The following is a 22,284-nucleotide window of genomic DNA, read 5'->3' on the forward strand; positions in this document are numbered from 1 at the left end:
ATAAAGGTTCAAATATGACACAAAGACAAAACACAAAAAATCCCTGCCCATCAAATGTTCTAGCTGATTTAAATGATAATACAATCATAATTGATGAATGGGTGAATAGTGAAAATGATTACACAGTAGATCGTTTTGGTAATCAATTTCAAACAAAGCATAAAATATTAAATGATTTAAAAAAATCAATTGAAGAGATTGAGAATAAATCATTTTTACCAATGTCGGGAGGCACAGTTAGTGGCACACTAAATGCTAAAACATTAAAAGAAAATGATGTTCGTGTTTACTCACCAAACAATAAACCAACGGCTGATGACATTGGTACTATTCCCGCTGTTAAAAAAGAAGTGAACGGCGCACCTATTTATGTGGTAGGTAGCCATTTAGTGTTTAAAGATGCTATTGGAGACCAACGTTTAATGCCATTTCGACGCGATGAACTGCCTTTTGGTTGGTATTTTCGAAATGGAGATAATTATTTATTAAGTTCACCGCAGGGACAAGCGCTAAATAATTTATCTGTTAACTACAAATCAGATCATAAAATTACAATTAAAACCATAAATGGGCAGCAATATATTAATGTTCCGACTGCATTTGCTCCAGATGGACGTGGTTTTTTTGAGCGAGCGGTTAATGGAACTACTCGACAGGTAGGTAGTTGGGAGGATGATGCTATACGTAATATTACCGCCCGATTTGGTAATTTTATCACCTCAGACCGAGATGCAAGCGGGGCGTTTAGGGTTGATGCCGTTGCCAGTCCTGCATATGGTGGGAATGCCAACGGATGGCATACAGTTTTATCGTTTGATGCTTCACGAGTAGCACCAATCGCGAATGAGAATAGAGCGATCAATATCGGAGGGACCCCCGTAATTTATCTTGGAGTTTAAACTCCTAAATAAATGGTTGGCGTGAGACCTATATTTATAGATCGATTTTCATATGATGTCGGCGTTGCTCTTGATAAATCAAATCCCATTGATCTAACAACACCTAGGCTTGCGGTTGCATATTTTGCTATTGAGTTATTAGTTCCATTTTCATAAAACGGACCGTGTCCGCCCCAAACAACACCAGTATCTGCGCCATTCATACCATCGACCCCAAATCCACCAGTGATGTTGCGAATAGCATCATCCTCCCAGCTACCTACCTGTCGAGTAGGTGAACAAAATAGGAAAATTTATGATTAATTATTATTACGATAACACAAACGATTTAAAACCATTTACACATCAATTAGAGGCGAACGATGACACACTACCGCCTGATAATGCGCTAAGGATTGCCCCTACATTTAAAGAGGGTTATTGTCCATGCGAACAGGAAGGGAAATGGATTCTCATTGAAGATAACCGCGAAAAAAATGCGTATAATATTGAAACAAAAGAAACTGTTAAAATTGATTATCTAGGTCCAATAAAAAGCGGTTTTACGTTATTAGAACCATTCGATTTTTGCAAATGGAATGGTGAAAAATGGGCACTTGATGAAGAGCAGAAAAATGCCTTTTTTATTAAACAACAGCAAATAAATATCGCAGATTTGTTATCTGAGGCTAACAATGAGATAGATATTTTGAATGACAAAATAGAGCTTGAAATAGCAACAGATGAGGATAAAAAGCTACTGAGAAAATGGAAATTGTATCGTATACAGCTAAAATCTATTGATATAAATAAATTAGATATTGAATTACCTGTCAAGCCCGATTAGGGCTTTTCAGGAAATGCAGCATTAACATCTGACGCATCAACACGAGTTAATAATATGCGATATTTTTTCCATTGTTTTAGCTGTTCCTCTTCATTAGATTCTTGCATATCTAAATCAATAATGTCCTGCAAAATTGCTATTTTTTTGTTAGCTTCGGATATTAACGCATTTTTAATAGTTTTATTTTGCGAGACAATTTGTTCGTTAGTTAACGCAATAGGTTCAGAATCAACGAGCATTAACTTGCCATTTATGTTTTTTAACACCTTCCCTTCTTCATTCGCTTTTATTGCCATTTCTGCATATTCTTCGTCAGTATATGTCATAATCTTATCTCCTCTAATAACCGCACGCCAACCATCTAAACACTGGCTGAAATGCAACCAACGATGAGTGATTGTTATAAATATACAAAACAAATCTATCAGTATAAATTTGCGGTATACAACTTGTTAAATAATTCCATCCTTGATTTATTGATATCTGTTCTAGGTGAGGTGTCCAACATGCTGTTGAAAATGGTGTTATCATATTAAATGTTACGCTACCGCCAGATAATTTCCCTACGTCGCCAATTTTCTGCGTCCCACCCTGCATAATAAAGCCATTGGAAAAACGTTGATACCAACTATCCCCATTTCGATATGATTCAGTAATATAAACCCTGTTATTCAAATCTGTTAATTTAGATTGAATCTCTGAGATATCCGTAATGAATGGTTCACCGTTTACACTAATTGACACGACGTCAATAGCGCTACCTACCACATAAATAGGTTTAATTTATTCTCAGTTTTTTATATTCACGACCTCGACTATCATTATATTTATCAGTCATTTGCTGAGATTTGTGTCCAAGTAATGTCATTGTGTCAATTCGTTGTTCTCTATATAAACGCTCTGACAGCGATCTAATTTCATGGAACGTGGTAGGTGTTCCCGTCCAATAATCACGATTAAAAACTCTATCGCGTAATCGTGAAAATTGACGCGTTATATCGTCTAATTTTATTTTTTCATTATTACGACTGACTAAAAAATCATTATCGGCTGATTCAATAATGTCTCGTAAACTAGTGCCAATTTTTTTGCACTCTAATTTTATAGGTAGCGCGATCTTTGCACCTGTTTTATACTGATCAACTAATAAATAATTTCGTTTAACATTTGATTTTTTCATTTCAGCTATATCTGAGCGACGTTGACCTGAAACTAGTGCGAGCTTCATCGCGTCATGCATTATTTTATTTCCTGTTTTTTCTGCCTCATTTAATATTTTTTTGAACTCACCTAACGTCATCCGTGAACGTTTGACCACAACTGTGGGGCATTTGATTGGTTCAGCTGGGTTTCTGTCATTCCAACCGTGAGCGTACGCCTCACGAAACACGTCTTTTAGCAGATGATACATGCATTTTGCTGAAGGTGCTTTATCCTGGTCTGTGTAGATTTTAATTAATTTTGTGATATCGGGTGGGGTTATTTGAGAGAGGGGATTGTTTCCTATTTCTTGACGAATAACTTTTATTAAATACGTTTTTATTTCGATCGTTTTTGGTTTTAAATTGCGTCCATCGAGAATTTTTATATATTCATCTAGCCAGTTATTTACTGTTTGAGGTTTTGTTGATTTGAATAGTCTAGATAGAAATAACATAGTGCATCCTAAAATTTATTATTTTGCACTAAAATTTGTAGACTTCGCTATATTATTTACAATTTGCTGTAGTTAACTAACTAAATAAATTGTCAAGCTGCAACTTTACATACTCAACCGCATATTGATACGATTCAAAAATTCCGACTTTATTTAATCTGTCATTCTGATAAAAACACCTTCAGTCATTATAAATGTCGAGAGATGGGAAAACCAGATACGAATCATTTTCGCAATCGTAAATAGAATCGTTATCATGGTCGGTTAGTATGTAAATTGTTTTTGTATAGTTTATTGTGATCATGTTATGAAAGATTAGTTAGTTTTATTCATCATAAACTAATATTTTTCTGGAGTGTGAATTGAAGTGAAATTGTGGGAAGTGGATCGCAGAAAGTGTTAGAATAATCAAAAAACATAAAATCTATCTTTAAATATTATTTTAATGAACCTCTACGGTATTTTAAACGGTATATTATTTTTATTTTATATAAAAATTTATATGAATCAAATATATATTATTTTGCATTTAATCCTGTAGGGGACGCCATTAAAGCTATATATAATCAACGAGTCTTAAGTTTAATCCTTAATATCTTTACATACTCTATCACACTATTTAAAGTGTTTACGTCATAATAAATTTTAATAATTAATAATTGCATTAATTTAATTAAATCAATATTATAAAATGAATGTTATAAACGGTATTGATAATTCTATAATATTCGTTTATCCATATTATCATTTTCAAAATTATTAGAATTTATAAGCGAGTATTAATTGAGTATTAAAAAAATTCGAAACATTATCTTAAGTATTATTGTTTCAGTTGTTTGCTATTTTTTTGTTAACCAGTTTGATCTATTTAATTAAAGGTCTATTAGTGGCCAACTCTTTAAGATTTCTCAGTCACTGAATGAACGCACTCCAATTCGTCTAGATCAATTTACTATGTTGACCACATCTTATGCAGAAAACAATACATTAACTTATAGATATATTGTTGAAAAAATTAATTTTAATGAGATAGATAAAAGTGAAATTGATAAATTCCGTGATTTTCTGTTTTCTCAAATAAAAAATGATGGTTGTACTAATGATCAAATAAAACAATTATTAAAAAAAGGCGCAATTTTTCAATATTTATACTCTACCGAGGAGAATAAATATTTGTTTATGATTACCTTAAAAGAAAGTGATTGTTCAGGCGTAAAACCTATTGATACAACAAAATAAAAAAAGAATCTAATACAAAAGTCCGTCATCTATAAAATCGTCGTTCTGAATTTGCCTGGTTATTAATTTTGGTTCGATTTTTTTACGCTTTTTATTAACCCTATTTAATATTTAAATATTGCAAATTTAATTCCTTAACGACGGAATTATTAGCATAATATTTAGGAGCTTTAACTTTTTTATATGGGATAATTAATCTTTATTAAATTTCTTAATATGATTGATTATTATATTCAAAGCGAGCTTGCGAATAACAGATGTCAACGATAAATTGGTTATAAATATCATCATCAATACTTTTACTTTCAAGTTTGATTTTGAGCTGTTCGATAATTTGCCAGTCATTGTCGTTACCAAAGTTTTTAATTAGTTCTTCGGCTCGGCTTTCAATCCATTCTTCCATGGCATCTTGCATTTCAATATTGTTTAACATATTGCAGTAAGCGCTTTCGTAACCATTTTCAACCAATTTATGTAACTGCATAACTCACCTCGTAGCAATCTGTAGCATCCAGTAGAAAAAGCCAAATAATCCACCTAAAATCACGAAGTATGTGCAAAAGAGGGCAAACTTTATTTCGCTGTCTGTTAACTCATAATCCTTATGAAATCTATCTTTGATTTTCATATTCACAAAATCTTTATCAGTCATATTACCCTCGAGAAAGCCCTCAAAATAGGGCAAAGGAGCTGAAATGTCGCCTTTCCGAGCTTTGAATACTAGTAGACACTCTTTATAAAATTGTCTAGAAATATTAGGCGGCAAATTGATTGTTATCAAAACCGCTGTACTTTCATATGCCCCAGCTAGCTACTTGAATCTCGTTAACTAGTTAAATAACTCGTAGTCTTGTTTAACTTTGTTGTTAAGTTGATTGGTTTTGATGTGATAAATGATAACTTAGGTTATTAATTATGTCAATAATAAAAGTTATCAAACCTAAAATAAAGTTATCAAAGGTTGTTGGGTGAGGGGATCTTGATAGGTTAATGCTAGTCTTAGGTATGAAAAAACCGCCGAAGCGGTTATTGTTATATCTTTATTATCAATCCAATATAGACGATTGCCACCAAACACGGCCTAAAATAGTTATTTCATCTTGAGACACTATTTCATCATCATAGCCAATGTTATAACTTTTGATTTTTATTTGATTGCCAGGCATTTTTTCTAAAATTTTTATTCTTAATAATCCATCGTGATTGATTGCATAGATTTTGCCATCTCTAACATATGTATCAGCTTGATCGATTGCTACTGTAGAACCATCTCTAAATACAGGTTCCATGCTGTCTCCATAGACAGTTAGACATACAGTGCATTCTTTATCAATGCCATATTTCCGCATTGTTGATTTGGATAGGCGTAATTTATATCCGTTATAATCTTCAATATCATCAGTGAAACCATCACCAGCTGCTAGCCGTACATCCTTATAAAATGGAACTTCAATTTCATCATCATCTAGCGGTGTTTTACTATCCCAATCTTCGATAGATCCTAATACTGTCGCATTAGACTTATTTTTGTTTACTTTGGCTTTACCAACACCTTTTGTTAGCCATATAGGATCAACGTTTAATGCGTTAGCGATTTCTAATATTTTTCGTGATGTACTGGATTTTCCTGAAAGCAATTTTTGAATAGCTGGTTGGCTAATTTTTACTTTTTCGGCTAGTTGATGCTGAGACATCCCAGATTCTTTTAATGCCAAATTTAATCTATCTGTAAATGTAGTCATGCTTTTTTCTCGGGGTTGTTAATTTTTTAATTATATAACTCAAGTTATCACTCATCAAATAACAATAGTTATTGATTTATCCAATAACTTTGGTTATTATTGATAATAAATATTATCGTTAGATTTAAAGAATAATAATTGAGACTGCTGCAAAAGCTATCCATATTTTAGGAAGTTAAAGGAGATAAAAAATCACTATTAGATTACACAAAAGGGGGTATGGACACATTAAAAACTAAAGTCAATGCGTTCGAAACCTTACAACACTTGCAAGTGATAAAACAATCAATTCAGCACAAACATAAAATTTATCCGATTGTTAGATTAAAGGCATGTATCCACGATTTAATAAATTACCAAATAGTGACTGAAATTATTTATAAAAATGATAGCAATTTTGCTGAATATTTTTGAGGTAAAACAATGAATATAGTTGAAATATTGAAATTGAAAGGAAGACCCAACGCCTATTATCCAAAAATGGCTAAGCCGTTAGGTGGTGTTAATGCAGCTGTTTTATTTTCTCAATTATTTTATTGGCAAGATAAAGCTATATCTGATTTAGGGGTGTATAAAACGCGCGATGAACTTGAGGAAGAAACTGGTTTATCTCACAACGAACAAAGAACAGCTATAAAAAAACTACAAGATAAAGGCGTTTTGATAATTACTGAAAAGCGATTAGATCATAAAACTTTTTACAAAATTGACAATAAAAAGGTCAATGAAATTTTAGCTAATTTCGCCAAATCTATTAATCATTTACCGCGAAATGAAGAAAGTAATCACCCCGAAGTAGACATCGTAGATTTCGGGGAGGCTAGAAAGTCGAGTTCGTTATTTCAAGAGATTACAACAAAGACTATTACAGAGAATACTACAAATATTATTGCGGATAAACCACAACCCCAAAAACGGGAGTTGCCTAATGATTTTAAACCCAACGATCATCATCGAAACATAGCACTAAATGAAAATGTCAATTTGGATACTGAATTTATTAAGTTTAAAGATTATTGCTTGGCTAATGGGAAAAAATATATTGATTGGAACGCTGCATTTAATAATTGGCTACGTAATGCAGGGAACTATAAAAAATCGAATCACTCTCAATCAAGATTTATGACTCTTGCAGAACGTAATCGAGCTGTCTTAGAGAGTATGAGGAGCTGATTATGGCAAAAATCTCAGATGGTTTTTTAGCAATTATTGGTGGACTTCTTGAACTCTACGGACAGCAAGCGAGTACAACTAAAATCAATATTTATTGGTCAACACTTAGTCAATACCCAATTGATTCATTGCGCAGAGCAGCCAATGTATGGGTGCGTAAAAGTGAATTTATGCCGAAGCCTGCTGATTTAATTAATTTAATGGGTGGTCCTAATAACCATTTATCACCCGATGAGGCATGGGCAATAGCAATACTTGCTAGTGATGAAACTAATACTTTAGTTTGGACTAAGGAAATAGCAAAGGCATGGGCACAAGCTGAACTTGTTTATCGTAATGGCGACAAAATTGGAGCAAGAAGAACTTTTATCGAAGCTTATGGACGTTTAGTTAACTCATCAATGATGAATGGCAAAAATGTAGAGGTGTTTGTATCACTTGGTAGCGATAAAACAAAACGTGCTGATGCAATTAATCGTGCTGTTTTCATTGGTTTATTAACACCAGAAAAAGCTAATTGCTATTTGCCTAAACCAGAAAACACGATCGCAATGCTTGAGTTTAAAGATGATCAAGTTTCAGCAAAGAGTATGGAGCATATCGCTAACATTAAAGAGATGTTAAAAAAAAGCAGAACTTGTATTAAAACTGATTAGCCTTTGTTAATAGCGACTTTATTAGATGTTTAACAAAATAGTAATAGGCTGTGTATTAGGATTAACAGCAAATGTAGCAAAAAATAAATATAAATCTGTAAAGCAAGTCAATAAACGAAACATTCGGAACAATGTAAGCAAATCGAAGGGGTTAATATTGAAATGAATTACAAAACAACGGCAAAAGTGAATGAAGATTGGCAAAGTAGGGAGAGAGTAATGAGAGAAACTAAAGATATTTTAACTGCCTGGAAAAATACGCGTATATTGAAAAGAATTGGAACTGAATATCCTTCAAAATCGGCTGTTTTTTTGGGAGCGCCAACAGATGTTGATTATCGCCAATATTTAACAGAAGATGAAGCTGAAATTGTTGATAATGCGGTACTGATTTTAAAAAATGACAATTATTCTCAATGGATTGTATTGACCGCATATTATCTGCGAGGTATTTCGTGTAACTCGCAGGCAAAAGCAATTGGGCAGCGTCCACACGATATCATTAATTTATTGAATCAAGCCGAGATGTTTATAAGAGGAAATATTTATCAATATTTTAAAAAAGTTGCATAACCGCTTGACTTTGCGCAAATGCGCATATATAATAAGGTAAAAATGCGGTTTAGAACGCATATAGTTAAACCCAGCTAATTAGTTGGGTTTTTTTATATCTATATTATTCTGTTTTTTCTAGAAAAAATAATAATCAATACGCTAGCTATTAGCTTGATTCCTTTTTTGCCAACCTCATTTAATGAAATACTAACTGTGATTTTATTTCTGTTGTAGTTATTTCAATTTATTTCCGTTTACTATATTTTTTATATCAATATTTTGACTATTTGCTCATCACTGAATCGATAGCAATGCTAGACTCAGCCATAACTCACATTCATCTAGTATGCTGCCACTCATAACTAATAAGAAGATTTAAATATGCCGATAAAAGACCCTAACAATGTCAATTGGACTGTTGTTGTGTATTTATTTTTTGTTACTTTGCTTGGTTCTCTATCAAGTTATTGCTATCAGTTCCTAAATGGAAATAAATTTAATATTGGGGTGCTATTTGCGCAAATATTTATATCTATATTTGCTGGAACGCTTGTTGTATTAGCCGCAAGTTATTTTAATTGGGACTTTGAGTTAGCAGGAGGTATAGCTGGCTTAGCTGGATGGTCAGGTGCAGCGTTAATCAAGGCGTTAGAAGAACGATTAATAAGAAAAGCCAAAGGAGATGATTAATGAAATTAACTGAACATTTCACGCTAGAAGAATTTACACGTTCATTAACTGCTAGTCGTTTAAAAATTGATAATTCAGTACCCCAAAATTTAATGCCAAATGTGCAGTTAACAGCCATAAAGCTAGAACTTGTTAGAAAAGCATTAGATAAACCAATTATTATCACCTCTGGATATCGCTGTCCTGCATTAAATGCAAGAGTAGGCGGAGTCTCAACAAGCGCTCATACTAAGGGCTTAGCGGTTGATTTTCGTTCATCATATGGTACCCCTAAAGAAATATGTCAAAGATTGATTGATGCTGGTGTTCAATTCGACAAACTTATCCAAGAGCATAATCAATGGGTACACATAGGATTTAGTCCTAACAATAACCGACAAATAGTATTAACAGCCGTTAAGCAAGGTGGTAAAACTATTTATAGGAGCGGTTTACTATGAATAATGAAAAGATATTGGGCATATCATTTATTATTATCACTTTTGCTATTTATTTTTGTTATAACAATTTTGAAGAAAAAAAACGATTAAAAAACGCTAATGCCGAGCTAACTAATCAAATTAACCAGCTAGAGCAAACCATATCTAGAAACAACCAAATCATCGCAGACAACGAATTATCAAAACGTGAACTAGAAAATCAATCACTAGAACGGCAGGAGCAAATTAATGAGCAACTCAAAGATAATGATTGTGCTAAGCAGTTTGTGCCTATGCCTGTTTCTGCAAGCTTGTACAACCGAGCGAAAGGCATACGTGAATCGACCGATACCAGCCAATCTATTAAGTGACTGCTTACCAAATTTACCACCTAATCCCATGACTTTTGGTGATAGCTTACGATATAACGAGCATTTATTAAATGTCATTGAGAAGTGTAATTTAGATAAAAGGGCTATCAAACAAATTACTGATCAATAAATAGCGTATTAATTGAGTATTACGGCGATAAAATTATGACTTACTCAGCTAATTTATATAACTATCTTCTATTTACTCAAAAAAGTAAGTATATACATGGACCTAACTTCAAAAATGCCCATTGGATCAAATTGACAAATAATTAAAGAAACGATGTGGCGATGTTAACTGATAGGTTATTGTTGAATTGTAGTGGCTCAAGTTTGTTGTCTCATAAAGCTAAATAGAAATGTGGTAAAGGCTGGTGAGATTTTGCTAATGGTACTTCAAGTGCAAACTTTATGATTGAAGAATTAAATAAAAAATTACATATAGCAAATAAAAGCATGTCAAAAACACCTTAAATTATGCAGGTTAAACAATGAAATTATCTCATGTCGTCCATACATTACGCCATTTTGGCCTAAGTTTTGAAGGGCGAGTTAGTTGGATTGCAAAATTCTCATCTGTTAAAGATACGACATTTTCAGAACTACCAGCTGCTTATGTTGTTCCACTAGATGATAAAGCGCAGAACAATAAGTCAAAAACAGATTATTGGCAAAATGTAACAGAGAGTTTTGGAGTTATTGTTGTATTAAAGCTGATAGGAGAGCAAGGGAAACAAGAAATATATGATCTTGTTGAGAATATCAAAGTTGAACTTTGGCAAGTTTTACTTGGTCTTGAACTAACTCCATTTCATTATCCAATTCAATATGATGGTGGAAAATTACTCGATTTAGATAAAGATAGAATTTGTTATCAATTTAATTTCAGTTCGGTGCGTGAAATTGGCTTTGAAGATACTCGGCAATATTTTGATTTGAAAGTTGCTGATAATCCCATCCCCGTTCCTGATTGGCAATTTGATCCAAATAATCCCGGTATTACCAAACCTCCATTATATAACCCGTTAAATATCGGCAATTTTGATACCATTTCGGGTACAGCTAATGAACAAGACTCAGGAGTAACAATAACTTTTTTAAATAACAATATCTATGAGGATAATAATGATAATTAAACCAGTCAATAATAAACAGGTATATGACCCCAATAATGGGGATTATTTACCAGTAGACGGTCGTAATGTTGAGTATAACCAGTACTGGGCTAGACGATTGACAAATAATGATGTTGAAGAAGTTACAAACATCAAAGTGAAACAAGAAAAAAAGGTAGCTAAAAATGACAATTAGTTTTAACAATTTTCCTAGCAATATAAAGGTTCCTTTATTTTATGCGGAAGTAGATTCATCTGCGGCCAATACTATTCAAGATAACGGTGCTTCACTAATTATTGCTTATCCGTTAGCTGATAGTAGCATTGAACGTAATAAGTTAATTATTATGCCATCTGCAGATCAGGCTAAAAAACTTGCAGGGCGAGGCAGTCAATTATCAAGAATGGTAGAATCCTATCGTAATATTGATAATTTTGGCGAGCTTTTTGTTATCGCGGTAGATGAACCTACAGCTGGCTCGAATGCGACTGGTACTATTCAAATATCAGGTACTGCAGAAGAAACAGGAACATTAAGTCTCTATATCGGTAATAGTAAAATTCAATCACAAGTAACCGTCTCTGATAGTGCAGAAATCATAGCAAATGGACTGCATAATGCGATTAATACTCATCTTGATTTACCTGTCACCGCGGTCTTAAATAATAGCACAATTACGCTAACAGCCAAAAATAAAGGGTTGAGTGGCAATGATATTCCTCTATGTTTTAACTATTATGGTACAGTCGGAGGAGAAGATACTCCTGATGGTTTAAATATTGTTATCAATCAAATGAGCGGAGGAACAGGTACCCCTAATTTAACCCCCGTTATTGCAGCTATGGGCGACAAATTACTTGATTTTATAGCATTCCCATTTAATGACCTATCGTCTTTAGCTACATTTAATCATGAGATGGATGACACTACAGGACGTTGGAGCTATGCGCGCCAATTGTATGGACATGCTTATACCGCTAAAAAAGGTAATTTGACAGAATTAGTCGAATTTGGTGATAAATTGAATTATCAACATATTAGCGTTGCAGGCTATGAATCAAGGGTTCAAACAGGACTTGATGAATTAATCGCAATGCGCACTGCTCGTAATGCTATTTTTATTCGTAATGATCCTGCACGTCCAACTCAATCTGGAATGTTAAATGGTGCATTACCAGCTTCTGATAGTAATCAGTTTACACTAACTGAGCAACAATCATTGCTAAGTCACGGTATTGCTACGGCATATGTTTCAAGTGGTAATTTATTAATTCAACGAGATATCACTACATATCAACGTAACAGTTATGGTATTGCTGATAATAGCTATCTTGATAGTGAAACATTGCATACGCTTGCATATGTGTTACGTAAATTACGCAGTGTGATTACATCGAAATATCCACGACATAAACTAGCAAACGATGGTACTCGATTTGGTGCTGGGCAGGCAATTATTACACCGGCGGTTGCTAAAGCTGAAATTAACGCAACTTATCGTCAACTAGAATTAATGGGATTAGTTGAAAATTTTGATGTGTTTAAGAAGAACTTAATTGTTGAGCGAAATATCAATGATCCTAACCGATTGGATGTATTATTTCCACCCGATCTCGTTAATCAATTACGTGTTTTTGCTGTGTTAGCACAGTTTAGATTGCAATATCCAGAGGAGAAAAAATAATGACACAACAACGTATTTCAGGAACAACTTACATCAAAGTTGATTCTTTTCAATTGTCATTAACCGGCGGCATAGAAGTCCCAATGAATACTAACGTTAAAGAAAGTATTTTAGGGTTAGATAATAGTGTTCATTATAAAGAAACATTTCGTGCTCCCTACATTAAAGGAACATTTAAAGTGCCAGGTGATTTTCCTATAGACATGTTAGTTTCAAGTGATTCTATGACAGTTACAGCAGAACTAGCCAACGGAAAAGTTTATGTACTGTCAAACGCATGGATTGAAGGTGAAGTAAATCACAACGCAGAAGAAGGTACAGCAGAAATCGAATTTCATGGTCAAGAAGGATTTTATCAATAATGAAAGAAATCAAATTATCACAGCCTATTATGGCTCATGGCAACGAATTACATGTACTTGAACTTAACGAACCAACTGTTAAGGATATTAAAAAATTAGGCTTTCCATTTGATAGTAATATGATTGGGGATCCCAAAAAAATTGCTGAGTATATCGTTACACTAGGTAACGTTACACCCAGCTCCGTCGAACAACTTACACCTTACGATTTTTTAATGATTACCGGTGAAATCATGATGTTCTTTGGCCCAAAGGCGAAGGAAGTGACTACAGTGGAGGGAGAAGTGACACCGGAATAATCACAATAGAATATCTTGTAAACCTTTGTTTTGATATAGCCAAGTACTGGCAATTGTCACCATTTCACATCTTAGAAGAACGTTCACTATCGGAAGTATTTGAATTAGTCGAACAAGCAAACCGCATAGAAAGCAGTAGGAAATCATAATGGCAGACTTTGACTCAAAAAAATTAGTGATAGGTGTTGATAAACTGTCACCAAATTTAAATAAAATGAATAATAAATTCAAAGAATTTCACAAAAACTTAAGTAAATCAGATTTTGGGAAACTTAATTTAAAGAATGCTGTTACTGATCTTCCTTTTTCTTCGATGTTTGTCAAAGGAATGAAGGATGCCATGGCATTTGAAGAAAAAATGGAAAATATTAGAGAAGTGATTAACTTTGATACGCCAGAACAATTTAAAGAAATGGGGCAAGATATTCGCGAAATGTCATTACGTTTACCAATTGCGTCTAAAGATATTGCTTCTATTGTTGCACAGGGAAGTCGTGCAAATATTCCAAGGGATGAATTAATACAGTTTGCTCAAGATGCCATAAAAATGGGGATCGCGTTTGAGACATCTGCTGAGGAAGCTGGTATTACAATGGCTACATGGCGAACGTCTTTAAAATTGACACAAAAAGAGGTAGTTAGCTTATCAGATAAAATCAATCTATTAAGCAATACACAAAATGTAAACGCAAAAGATATTTCTGATGTTGTTTCACGAATTGGTACTCTTGCAGCACAATCTGGTGTTGGTGCTGATAAATTAGCTGCATTAAGTTCAACCATTATTGCAACAGGTACAAATACAGAACAGGCAGCAACTGGCCTTAAAAACTTTATGCTGACGTTAACATCAGGTAAGGCAGCTACAGCAGAACAACAAAAAGTATTACAACGATTGGGATTCACATCAACACGAATAGCCAAAGGCATGCAAAAAGATGCCGAAGGAACGATTATGAAGGTGCTTGAATCTTTGGGAAATATGTCAGCAGATAAACGCACAACAGCGCTAACTATGTTATTCGGTAAGGAAAATGTTGAATCTTTATCTCCATTGCTTAGCAATATGGACTTGTTAAAAACTAACTTTAACCGAGTTGGTGATGCAGCACAATATGCTGGTTCGATGCAAAAAAAATATGATTCGAGTTCAAATACAACGGCTAATAAATTACAGCTTTTTAACAATGCGTTAACTAATATTAGTTTATCGATAAATGATGCTTTATTACCTGCATTTACAGAGCTTTTAAATGAATTACAGCCGCTAGTGGTTGAATTTGGTCATTTTATTCAAGAAAATCCTGAACTGGTAAAAATGGTTGCAATGGCAGTTATTGGGTTAATTGGTCTTCGTATTGCATGTGCGGGTGTAAATATTATTGTTGGCGCAGTTTCTAACACCCTTACAATAGCAACTGGTATAACAAAGGGATACATCTGGTTCACAAAGGCATTAGCTATAGCTAAATTGAAATTAAAAAAAGCATTTGATTTTGCAAGAATAGGATTAATAGGATTTAACACTGCTTTGAAAGCAAATCCAATTGGATTTGCTATGAGCGCCATAGCATTAGCAGCTGGTTTAATTATTGAATATTGGGATGAAATAGTTCAATTCTTTAAATGGCTCTGGGGAATTATCGAACCTCACGTTATGCCATTTATTAATGATTTTATTGAAGTATTCAAAGATGGAGCAGCATTGATTGTAAATGGATGGAGAATTGTTAGTCAATTCTTTAGCAATTTATGGTCAACAATTGAACCTTATGTTATGAAGATTATTAATTTCTTTGTTGAAGGTTTAAAAGCTGGGGCTTCTTTCATTGTTAATGCTTGGAGTGTTGTCAGTAAGTTCTTTAGTGGGCTATGGGAATTTATCAAACCATTTGTAATGCCTATTATTGACGCCTTTATAGCGGGATTCAAAGCAGGTGGTGAAATAATTGTAAAGGCATGGGAAGCTGTCAGTAAGTTTTTCAGTGGTTTATGGGAAACTATAAAGCCATGTCTGATGCCTATTTTTGATGTATTCATAACCCCATTTGAAGCAGCAGGTGATTTGATTCCTAAAATGTGGGATAGTGTCAAAAACTTCTTCAAAGAGTTATGGAATAACGTTAAGTCTGGCATTGAACCGTTATTGAATGTGTGGAAATTTCTTTTCGGTGATGATAAAAAAAATATAAAGGTTAATATTGATACATCGAGCTTACCTCAAGAAGTAACAAAGCTGATGGATAATTATCCTTATTATCAAACACCTCAAATGCCAATTAATAAATTTTCAAATACAGTTGGTAATGGCGAACTTGTTGTGAAGTTTGAGAATGCACCCGAAGGTACAATAGTAAAAGAAACTAAACAAGCATCAGGTTTTAATATGAAAACAGATGTTGGCTGGAATCCGTATGCGAATTTAGGGAGAGGTTGATGATAAATCTAAGTTGGTTGAATGATTTGCTTCCAGCAAGTTTTCGTGGTGTAGGGTTTCAAGTTAGAAGCACCTCATCTGAATTTGGACGGCGTAATCAAACTCATGAATATCCATTTAGAGATATACCGTATACTGAAGATATGGGGCGTTCAGCACGTAAAAATAAAATAGAAGCTTTTTTAATTGGGGATGACTATCAAGAACAAACTGAAAAATTAGTTAATGCTATTGAACAGGAAGGTTCAGGAATGTTAATTCATCCATTTCTTGGTGAACTTAATGTTAATATAGAAGGGCAAATAACAGTAAATAATTCAGTTGAAAACGGTCGAATGAGTGTAATTTCATTTTCATTTGTCGAAGCTGGTGAGTTAATATTCCCCGATTCTTCAGTAGCGACTGATGACATAGTAGAAGAAAATGCAGATAATGTAGATCAAGCACTTTTAGATGCATTTGAGGATTTTGACTTAATTGATGCGCCTGATTTTGTACAGCACAGTATTCTTGATAACACCATGTCAATTTTAAATGACATAGCCGATGCTTTTAATGCAATAACCCCGTATGTTAATGATGCAGTTAAAATCCTAAATGGTAATTTATCGCCTATCCTCGGAACGGGTGGTTCATCAATCTTTAACTCAATCAGAAAGGTGTGGCATAGTGCGACAAAATTTTCCAATTCTATAAACGGGTTAATAGCAAGAGTAAAGGTGTTTAATGGTATATCATTTATAAAAAACATTTTTCCGAGTGCAATTTGGTCAACTGATAGCAAATCCACCAAAAAAAGAAAGAAAAATCAAAACTTGATTAATACTGCTATTCGAGTTACCGCACTTACAGAAGTATCACGAATAATTGCATCGTTACCTAAACAAGTTGAAGATAAAAGAAAACAAGCTTTTGCTCCTGTGGCGTTAGAGTCAACAAAAGGTAAAAAAGAGAATTATTTTGATCAAGAACATACGTTACCAACTAGTCATTTAACTACTAATATAACAAGCACACATGTATCAACACCATCAACAGTTGAAAAACATAATACCATTTCATTTGATGATTTGTTGGATATCAAGGAGTCCATCAATAAGTCATTTGATAAAGAATTATCGCGAACGGAGTATGATGGATTATACATTGCGTTAGCAAAATTAAAGGCCGCAGTAAATCAAGATATCAATGCTCGCCTAATCAAGATAGAAAAAACAATTGTCTATATCCCTAATGAGGTGTTGCCTGATTTAGTTTTAGCTCACTATCTCTATAACAATGCTACACGTTGTGAGGATATCTCGATTCGCAACAGTATTTTTCATCCTGGATTCGTTCCGGTTAAAGAACTAAGAGTACCCAAACCATGAATAATGTTTTATTAAAGGTTAATGGCAAATATTTCGGAGGATGGACTGAAATTAGTATCTCGGCAGGTATTGAACGACTGGCAAGAGATTTTAATGTCACTATCACCCGTCAATGGCCTTCATCAGGAGAAAATTTAGAAACTAAAATAGCTGTTAAAAACGGTGATCTTGTTGAGGTGTTTATTGATGATGATGTTGTTTTAACTGGTTATATTGAATCGTTGCCGATTCGATATGATGCAGGATCGTTATCTATGGGCATCGTTGGTAGGAGTAAAACTGCTGATTGTGTTGATTGTAGTGCATTACCAAAACAATATAGTAATAGTTCAACAATACAAGTGATACAAGATTTAGTTGAGCCATTCAAACTAAATGTATTTAACCAAAGTACTGATGCAGGTTCTCTAAGCATTCAGGCAGATCAGGGTGATACTGTTTTCGATGTTATTAGCAAAATAATGGGCATGAAACAGATTATCGTATTTGATGATGAACAAGGACAACTAGTTATTGGTGATATTGGTTCAGATGAGGCAAAAACTGCATTGGTCCTTGGTGCTAATATTCTCTCAGGAGATGCTGAAAAAAGTATTAAAGATCGCTATTCAGATTATTTTGTTTCTGGACAGAGCATTGGTGATGATAAAAACTTTGGAAAAGCAACGCTTTCTTCAGTCAGCTCTTCATCTAAGGATGAAGAAATTATTCGTTATCGCCCTCTAATTATTAAACAGTCAGGGGATTCAAATAATGGTACGTGCCAAGAACGCTGTGAAATGGAAAAAACGTTAAGAGCGAGTAAAACCCGAGAAGCGACTTATACCATTCAAGGCTGGCGACAAGGTGATGGGTCATTGTGGAAACCTAATCAAATGGTAGTTGTTGATGATCCTCTATTGGGATTTGATAGTGAAAAACTGGTTATTGCCGAAGTTAAATATAGTTTAAGTAGCCGCGGAACACTGTGTGAATTGAAGGTTGGTCCAGTCGAGGCATATTTACCTGAGAAAAAGAAAAAAAATAGTTAAAGCAGATACTTGTGAGGTGTTTTAATGCGACAAGTTTTAAATAAAATAATGAATTTGGTTTCACGTGGTTATATAACATCTAGTAACAGTGGAAGTAAATGCCAAACATTGCAAATAAAAATGTCTGGTGGAGAGCAGAAAAGCGATATAGAACAAATAGAGTCTTATGGTTTTACTTCAAGGCCATTAGATGGAGCTGAAGCCGTTGCATTATTTTTAGACGGTGATAAGTCTCATGGTGTAATATTAGTAGCAGGGGATCGTCGTTATCGAATTAAGTCGCTTAAGCAGGGTGAAGTAGCCATTTATACAGATGAAGGTGATTACATTATTTTTAATCGCAATAATGAAATTAATGTAAAAACTAAAAAATTTATTGTGAATGCTGATGATGCAATAGAACTAAATACCAAAAACTTAGTTGTTAAAGCATCAGTTGGGACAAATTTTGCTACACCGTTATTAAAATCTACAGGTGAAATTGAAGACCAAACCAGCACTATTTCAGATATTAGAACCATTTATAATGGGCACACTCATAATGAAACAAACTCCATTACGCAGGTTCCTAATCAACGATTAAAGTAATTAACACTTCACTATATAAACCGTCTAATGACGGTTTTTTCATGAGTAAAAAAAATGATATTGACAGTAAATGGCAAAAATACCAATCCAACTGATATTCAAAATACGCTATATCGTGCGCTAATAATTTCCTTATTCACTTGGCGCAGAAAAAATACCAGTGATGATTCAGATCATCCATATGGCTGGTGGGGTGACTCATATCCTAGTATCGCTAATGACAAAATCGGATCACGACTTTATTTATTAGCCCGTTCAAAATTAAATAACCAAACAGCTAACTTTGCAAAAATTTATATAAAAGAAGCTGTGCAATGGATGATTAATGATGGGCTGGCATCACGTATCGATGTTTCTGTTAAGCGAATCGATTTAACTGTTTTAGTTGCTACTATTAATATCTTTAAAAAAGATGGAAGTAATGAAGAATATAGGTTTGATAACCTTTGGAGTAAAATCAATGGCTAGTGAATTTTCAAGACCGACTTTACCAGATTTAATCACAACTATTCGCAATGATTTGTATGCACGTTTAGCTATTGATGATGAATTAATATCGTTACGACGCAATGATCCTGAAGTTTATGGGCGTGTTATCGCTGGAGCGACTCATATATTATTGGGTTATATAGAAAACATGGCAAAAAATATTTTACCTGATCAAGCTGATGAAAATTGGCTAATTCGGCATGGCAATATGAAGCGTTGCTATAGAAAACAACCTACATCTGCGGTTGGCTATATTAGGTTTGATGAAGTATCAGACGGCATTATTATCAAAAAAGATCAAAAAGTTAGACGCCAAGTTGATCAGTGTATGTATACAGTTACACAGACAATAACATCTGCAAATAATATCTTAAGAGTGCCTGTAATCTGTGATGAACTTGGAAAAAAAGGGAACTGTGATGATGGCACAAGCATGTCACTGATTTCACCGGTTACAGGGCTATCATCAACATGTTTCGCTGATTCTATTGAAAGCGGTACAGATGTTGAAGATATAGAAACATTCAGAAAACGAGTTATAGATAGGTGGTATTATACCCCTCAAAGTGGAGCAGATCAGGATTATGTGCAATGGGCTAAAGAAATATCAGGAGTTACAAGGGCTTGGTGTTATCGTCATTGGGCCGGTACTGGTAGCGTAGGTTTGATGGTTGCAAATAGCGATCCTGTTAATCCTATTTTAGACAATACCACAATTCAAAATATCAAAAAGCACATTGAACCTCTAGCACCTGTTGCTGGCTCTAGGTTAATCGTTTTTTCGCCTCTCCCTAAGCCCATTGATTTTAAAATTATAGTAACCCCAGACAACCCAGAAATTCGTTATCAAATAGAAGCAGAGTTAAAAGAATTTCTTCTACGCGAAGGAAGACCACAATCAACACTATTTAGATCTCGTATAAGTGAAGTAATCAGTTCTTCATTTGGTGAATATTCGCATGAATTAATGTACCCAAATAAAAATATTTTTATAGAAAAAAATGAAGTTGCAGTATTGGGGAATATTGAATGGATGTAGAAAAACAATATCAAAGTATGGTTAGTCATTTATTACCATACGGCCCAGCATGGGATAAAGAAGAGCCAATACTTTTATCATTAGCATTAACATTATCAAAAACACATCATCGAGTTGATGACCTAATGCGAGAAATTGATCCGCGAACTACAACAGAACTTATTGACAGATATGAGCAAGTTTGTGGTTTACCTGATAGTTGTTATTCAGAGTTATTTCAAACGTTAACAACTCGTCGAAATCGTTTAGATTCTAAATTAAATCTGACAGGAGCAATCAATAAAGATTTTTATCTAAATCTATTAGCTATCAACGGTTATCCAGATGCAACTATCACTAACTATAACAATGATGTTTTTACATGTGAATCATCATGCGAAGATTATTTGTATGATGAAGAATGGCGTTTTTACTGGATTATTAACATTCCCCACAATTATAAAATAACAGAAATGACATGTGAGGATCATTGTGATTCATATTTAAGGGAATGGAGTGACAAACAGATCGAATGCATAATTGACAAATTATGCCCATCACATACCTATGTAATTTTTAAATACGGAGTAATCAATGCATAGAATTGACACACCAACAGCCCAAAAAGATAAATTTGGGCAAGGAAAAAATGGGTTTACTAGGGGAAATCCACAAACTGGTACACCAGCAACACAACTTGATTATTTTTATTGTGATTCGATTCAAGAGGAAATTGCTAATGCTATTGAATCAGCAGGTTTCGTGCTTGATAAAACAAAACATGATCAACTTGCCACAGCTATTAAAGAGTTTGTCAGTAAAGGTAGTGTAAAGCTTAACTCATCAACTAACAGCGAATCAGAAACCGAAGCGGCTACACCTCTGGCTGTTAAAAAAGCTAATGATAATGCGGCGAAAGCAATTACAAATGCTAACAATGCACATAATAGAATCGGCGATATTTCTGATAAATTTGAGTTGTGCTCTAATGAATCCCGGGTACATTCTCACGATAAACGATTTTTTTTGTTTGTACGTGATGACGGCGTTATCGCAATGTATAATCGTGTAACAAATAGAGCGGCGTGGGGATTTAATTCTGATGGGTCGCTATGTGAAGGCTATGTACCAGTTGAGCGAATTACAAATCTAGATTGGTTCGTTCGCAATAGAAGCGTTCCCGTAGGCGTTCCCATGCCATGGCCGCAGGCAACCCCGCCCGCTGGCTGGTTTGAATGTAACGGATCACCATTTAACACAAGCGACTATCCTCGATTAGCGGCCGCCTACCCAAATGGACGATTACCAGACCTGCGTGGGGAATTTATTAGGGGGTGGGACGCAGGGCGAGGTGTAGATCCTGGGCGAGGTATATTCAGCTGGCAGGTTGATGCCATTCGTAATATTAGAGCTGAATTTTGGCCTCTGGCATCGCCGGGCGTGCTATCTCAACCAGCGTCAACATCGGGGGCATTTGGAATGCGACCGATCGTGGGGACTACCAACACCATTTATTCGTCAAATGGTTCAGGTATTTATCAAAAACAAATAAACGTACCAGCAGCTTTTTTTGACGCATCTCGAGTCACCCCGGTTTCTCACGATAACCACCCGCGCAATATCGCATTTATGTATATAGTTAGAGCAGAATAATTTGGAGACT

28 protein-coding genes are annotated in these 22,284 nt (G+C 34.4%); 22 read left to right on the plus strand and 6 right to left on the minus strand.

From position 1 onward, the window contains the following. Positions 1–14 precede the first annotated feature (14 nt). A complete protein-coding gene (locus J3U23_RS03715) occupies positions 15–899 on the plus strand; it encodes a hypothetical protein (RefSeq protein WP_267338513.1) in 885 nt (294 codons plus the stop codon). Here J3U23_RS03715 and J3U23_RS03720 read toward each other — a convergent pair. Then, complete coding sequence (locus J3U23_RS03720; RefSeq protein WP_267338514.1) at positions 896–1,102, minus strand: hypothetical protein; 207 nt, start codon at positions 1,100–1,102, stop codon at positions 896–898. The two genes, J3U23_RS03715 and J3U23_RS03720, sit on opposite strands and share 4 nt — an antisense overlap. Positions 1,103–1,194: 92 nt before the next feature. Here J3U23_RS03720 and J3U23_RS03725 point away from each other — a divergent pair, with 92 nt between their 5' ends. Then, the gene (locus J3U23_RS03725) at positions 1,195–1,725 is read left to right on the plus strand and encodes a tail fiber assembly protein (RefSeq protein WP_267338515.1); all 531 of its coding nucleotides are present in this window, start codon (positions 1,195–1,197) and stop codon (positions 1,723–1,725) included. Here the strand turns inward: J3U23_RS03725 and J3U23_RS03730 are convergent. The 3 genes from J3U23_RS03730 to J3U23_RS03740 are packed head-to-tail and all read right to left on the minus strand — an operon-like array spanning position 1,722 to position 3,382. Then, positions 1,722–2,051: a tail fiber assembly protein gene (locus J3U23_RS03730; protein ID WP_267338516.1), complete on the minus strand. Its 330-nt coding sequence runs from the start codon at positions 2,049–2,051 to the stop codon at positions 1,722–1,724. The genes J3U23_RS03725 and J3U23_RS03730 overlap by 4 nt on opposite strands. A gap of 13 nt (positions 2,052–2,064) precedes the next feature. Continuing rightward, positions 2,065–2,469, minus strand: coding sequence for a hypothetical protein (locus J3U23_RS03735; RefSeq protein ID WP_267338517.1), 405 nt, complete (start codon positions 2,467–2,469; stop codon positions 2,065–2,067). Positions 2,470–2,503: 34 nt separating this feature from the next. Next, positions 2,504–3,382: a tyrosine-type recombinase/integrase gene (locus J3U23_RS03740; RefSeq protein WP_267338518.1), complete on the minus strand. Its 879-nt coding sequence runs from the start codon at positions 3,380–3,382 to the stop codon at positions 2,504–2,506. A 954-nt stretch (positions 3,383–4,336) separates the two neighbouring features. On the opposite strand from J3U23_RS03740, the gene J3U23_RS03745 reads away from it, so the two are divergent. Further along, entirely contained in the window at positions 4,337–4,621 is a 285-nt protein-coding gene (locus J3U23_RS03745) for a hypothetical protein (protein WP_141677483.1), read from the plus strand. A 211-nt stretch (positions 4,622–4,832) separates the two neighbouring features. Here the strand turns inward: J3U23_RS03745 and J3U23_RS03750 are convergent, their stop codons facing one another. Together J3U23_RS03750 and J3U23_RS03755 are read right to left on the minus strand one after the other, a co-directional pair. Then, entirely contained in the window at positions 4,833–5,105 is a 273-nt protein-coding gene (locus J3U23_RS03750) for a hypothetical protein (protein ID WP_267338519.1), read from the minus strand. 562 nt (positions 5,106–5,667) lie between these two features. Continuing rightward, positions 5,668–6,363, minus strand: a complete 696-nt coding sequence (locus J3U23_RS03755; RefSeq protein ID WP_065734440.1) for an XRE family transcriptional regulator — start codon at positions 6,361–6,363, stop codon at positions 5,668–5,670. A gap of 423 nt (positions 6,364–6,786) precedes the next feature. On the opposite strand from J3U23_RS03755, the gene J3U23_RS03760 reads away from it, so the two are divergent. From J3U23_RS03760 to J3U23_RS03850, 19 genes are all read left to right on the plus strand, one after another. Then, the gene (locus J3U23_RS03760) at positions 6,787–7,536 is read left to right on the plus strand and encodes a hypothetical protein (RefSeq protein WP_220226177.1); all 750 of its coding nucleotides are present in this window, start codon (positions 6,787–6,789) and stop codon (positions 7,534–7,536) included. A 2-nt stretch (positions 7,537–7,538) separates the two neighbouring features. Then, complete coding sequence (locus tag J3U23_RS03765; RefSeq protein WP_065563240.1) at positions 7,539–8,192, plus strand: hypothetical protein; 654 nt, start codon at positions 7,539–7,541, stop codon at positions 8,190–8,192. A 162-nt stretch (positions 8,193–8,354) separates the two neighbouring features. After that, positions 8,355–8,765 carry an antiterminator Q family protein gene (locus J3U23_RS03770; protein WP_267338520.1) on the plus strand — a complete coding sequence of 137 codons (411 nt, stop codon included), beginning with the start codon at positions 8,355–8,357 and terminating at the stop codon, positions 8,763–8,765. A 363-nt stretch (positions 8,766–9,128) separates the two neighbouring features. Then, positions 9,129–9,437: a phage holin family protein gene (locus J3U23_RS03775; protein WP_267330257.1), complete on the plus strand. Its 309-nt coding sequence runs from the start codon at positions 9,129–9,131 to the stop codon at positions 9,435–9,437. Continuing rightward, positions 9,437–9,877, plus strand: coding sequence for a D-Ala-D-Ala carboxypeptidase family metallohydrolase (locus J3U23_RS03780; protein WP_267331484.1), 441 nt, complete (start codon positions 9,437–9,439; stop codon positions 9,875–9,877). Before J3U23_RS03775 ends, J3U23_RS03780 begins: the two co-directional genes overlap by 1 nt. Continuing rightward, complete coding sequence (locus tag J3U23_RS03785; protein WP_267338522.1) at positions 9,874–10,227, plus strand: hypothetical protein; 354 nt, start codon at positions 9,874–9,876, stop codon at positions 10,225–10,227. Before J3U23_RS03780 ends, J3U23_RS03785 begins: the two co-directional genes overlap by 4 nt. 491 nt (positions 10,228–10,718) lie before the next feature. Continuing rightward, positions 10,719–11,363, plus strand: a complete 645-nt coding sequence (locus J3U23_RS03790; protein WP_220226174.1) for a hypothetical protein — start codon at positions 10,719–10,721, stop codon at positions 11,361–11,363. Continuing rightward, positions 11,353–11,538, plus strand: coding sequence for a DUF2635 domain-containing protein (locus J3U23_RS03795; protein ID WP_220226173.1), 186 nt, complete (start codon positions 11,353–11,355; stop codon positions 11,536–11,538). Before J3U23_RS03790 ends, J3U23_RS03795 begins: the two co-directional genes overlap by 11 nt. Beyond that, a complete protein-coding gene (locus J3U23_RS03800) occupies positions 11,528–13,027 on the plus strand; it encodes a phage tail sheath subtilisin-like domain-containing protein (protein WP_267338523.1) in 1,500 nt (499 codons plus the stop codon). Before J3U23_RS03795 ends, J3U23_RS03800 begins: the two co-directional genes overlap by 11 nt. Then, on the plus strand, positions 13,027–13,389 hold the full coding sequence (locus J3U23_RS03805; RefSeq protein WP_220226171.1) for a phage tail tube protein: 363 nt from the start codon (positions 13,027–13,029) through the stop codon (positions 13,387–13,389). Before J3U23_RS03800 ends, J3U23_RS03805 begins: the two co-directional genes overlap by 1 nt. Then, positions 13,389–13,688 carry a phage tail assembly protein gene (locus J3U23_RS03810; protein WP_065563249.1) on the plus strand — a complete coding sequence of 100 codons (300 nt, stop codon included), beginning with the start codon at positions 13,389–13,391 and terminating at the stop codon, positions 13,686–13,688. The genes J3U23_RS03805 and J3U23_RS03810 overlap by 1 nt, the downstream gene beginning before the upstream one ends. A 148-nt stretch (positions 13,689–13,836) precedes the next feature. Further along, positions 13,837–16,125: a phage tail tape measure protein gene (locus tag J3U23_RS03815; RefSeq protein WP_267338524.1), complete on the plus strand. Its 2,289-nt coding sequence runs from the start codon at positions 13,837–13,839 to the stop codon at positions 16,123–16,125. Then, positions 16,125–17,495, plus strand: a complete 1,371-nt coding sequence (locus tag J3U23_RS03820; RefSeq protein ID WP_267338525.1) for a DNA circularization protein — start codon at positions 16,125–16,127, stop codon at positions 17,493–17,495. Before J3U23_RS03815 ends, J3U23_RS03820 begins: the two co-directional genes overlap by 1 nt. Then, positions 17,492–18,526 carry a phage baseplate assembly protein gene (locus tag J3U23_RS03825; protein WP_267338526.1) on the plus strand — a complete coding sequence of 345 codons (1,035 nt, stop codon included), beginning with the start codon at positions 17,492–17,494 and terminating at the stop codon, positions 18,524–18,526. The genes J3U23_RS03820 and J3U23_RS03825 overlap by 4 nt, the downstream gene beginning before the upstream one ends. A 24-nt stretch (positions 18,527–18,550) precedes the next feature. Then, the gene (locus J3U23_RS03830; RefSeq protein WP_267338527.1) at positions 18,551–19,114 is read left to right on the plus strand and encodes a phage baseplate assembly protein V; all 564 of its coding nucleotides are present in this window, start codon (positions 18,551–18,553) and stop codon (positions 19,112–19,114) included. 54 nt (positions 19,115–19,168) lie between these two features. Then, positions 19,169–19,582: a phage GP46 family protein gene (locus J3U23_RS03835; RefSeq protein WP_267338528.1), complete on the plus strand. Its 414-nt coding sequence runs from the start codon at positions 19,169–19,171 to the stop codon at positions 19,580–19,582. Continuing rightward, positions 19,575–20,642: a baseplate J/gp47 family protein gene (locus J3U23_RS03840; protein WP_267338529.1), complete on the plus strand. Its 1,068-nt coding sequence runs from the start codon at positions 19,575–19,577 to the stop codon at positions 20,640–20,642. Before J3U23_RS03835 ends, J3U23_RS03840 begins: the two co-directional genes overlap by 8 nt. Next, the gene (locus tag J3U23_RS03845) at positions 20,633–21,223 is read left to right on the plus strand and encodes a YmfQ family protein (protein ID WP_267338530.1); all 591 of its coding nucleotides are present in this window, start codon (positions 20,633–20,635) and stop codon (positions 21,221–21,223) included. Before J3U23_RS03840 ends, J3U23_RS03845 begins: the two co-directional genes overlap by 10 nt. Next, a complete protein-coding gene (locus tag J3U23_RS03850; protein ID WP_267338531.1) occupies positions 21,216–22,274 on the plus strand; it encodes a phage tail protein in 1,059 nt (352 codons plus the stop codon). The genes J3U23_RS03845 and J3U23_RS03850 overlap by 8 nt, the downstream gene beginning before the upstream one ends. Positions 22,275–22,284: the final 10 nt, after the last annotated feature.

Origin of the sequence: Gilliamella sp. B3367 (assembly GCF_026536825.1) — a bacterium.
Taxonomy (GTDB): Bacteria; Pseudomonadota; Gammaproteobacteria; order Enterobacterales; family Orbaceae; genus Gilliamella; species Gilliamella apicola_E.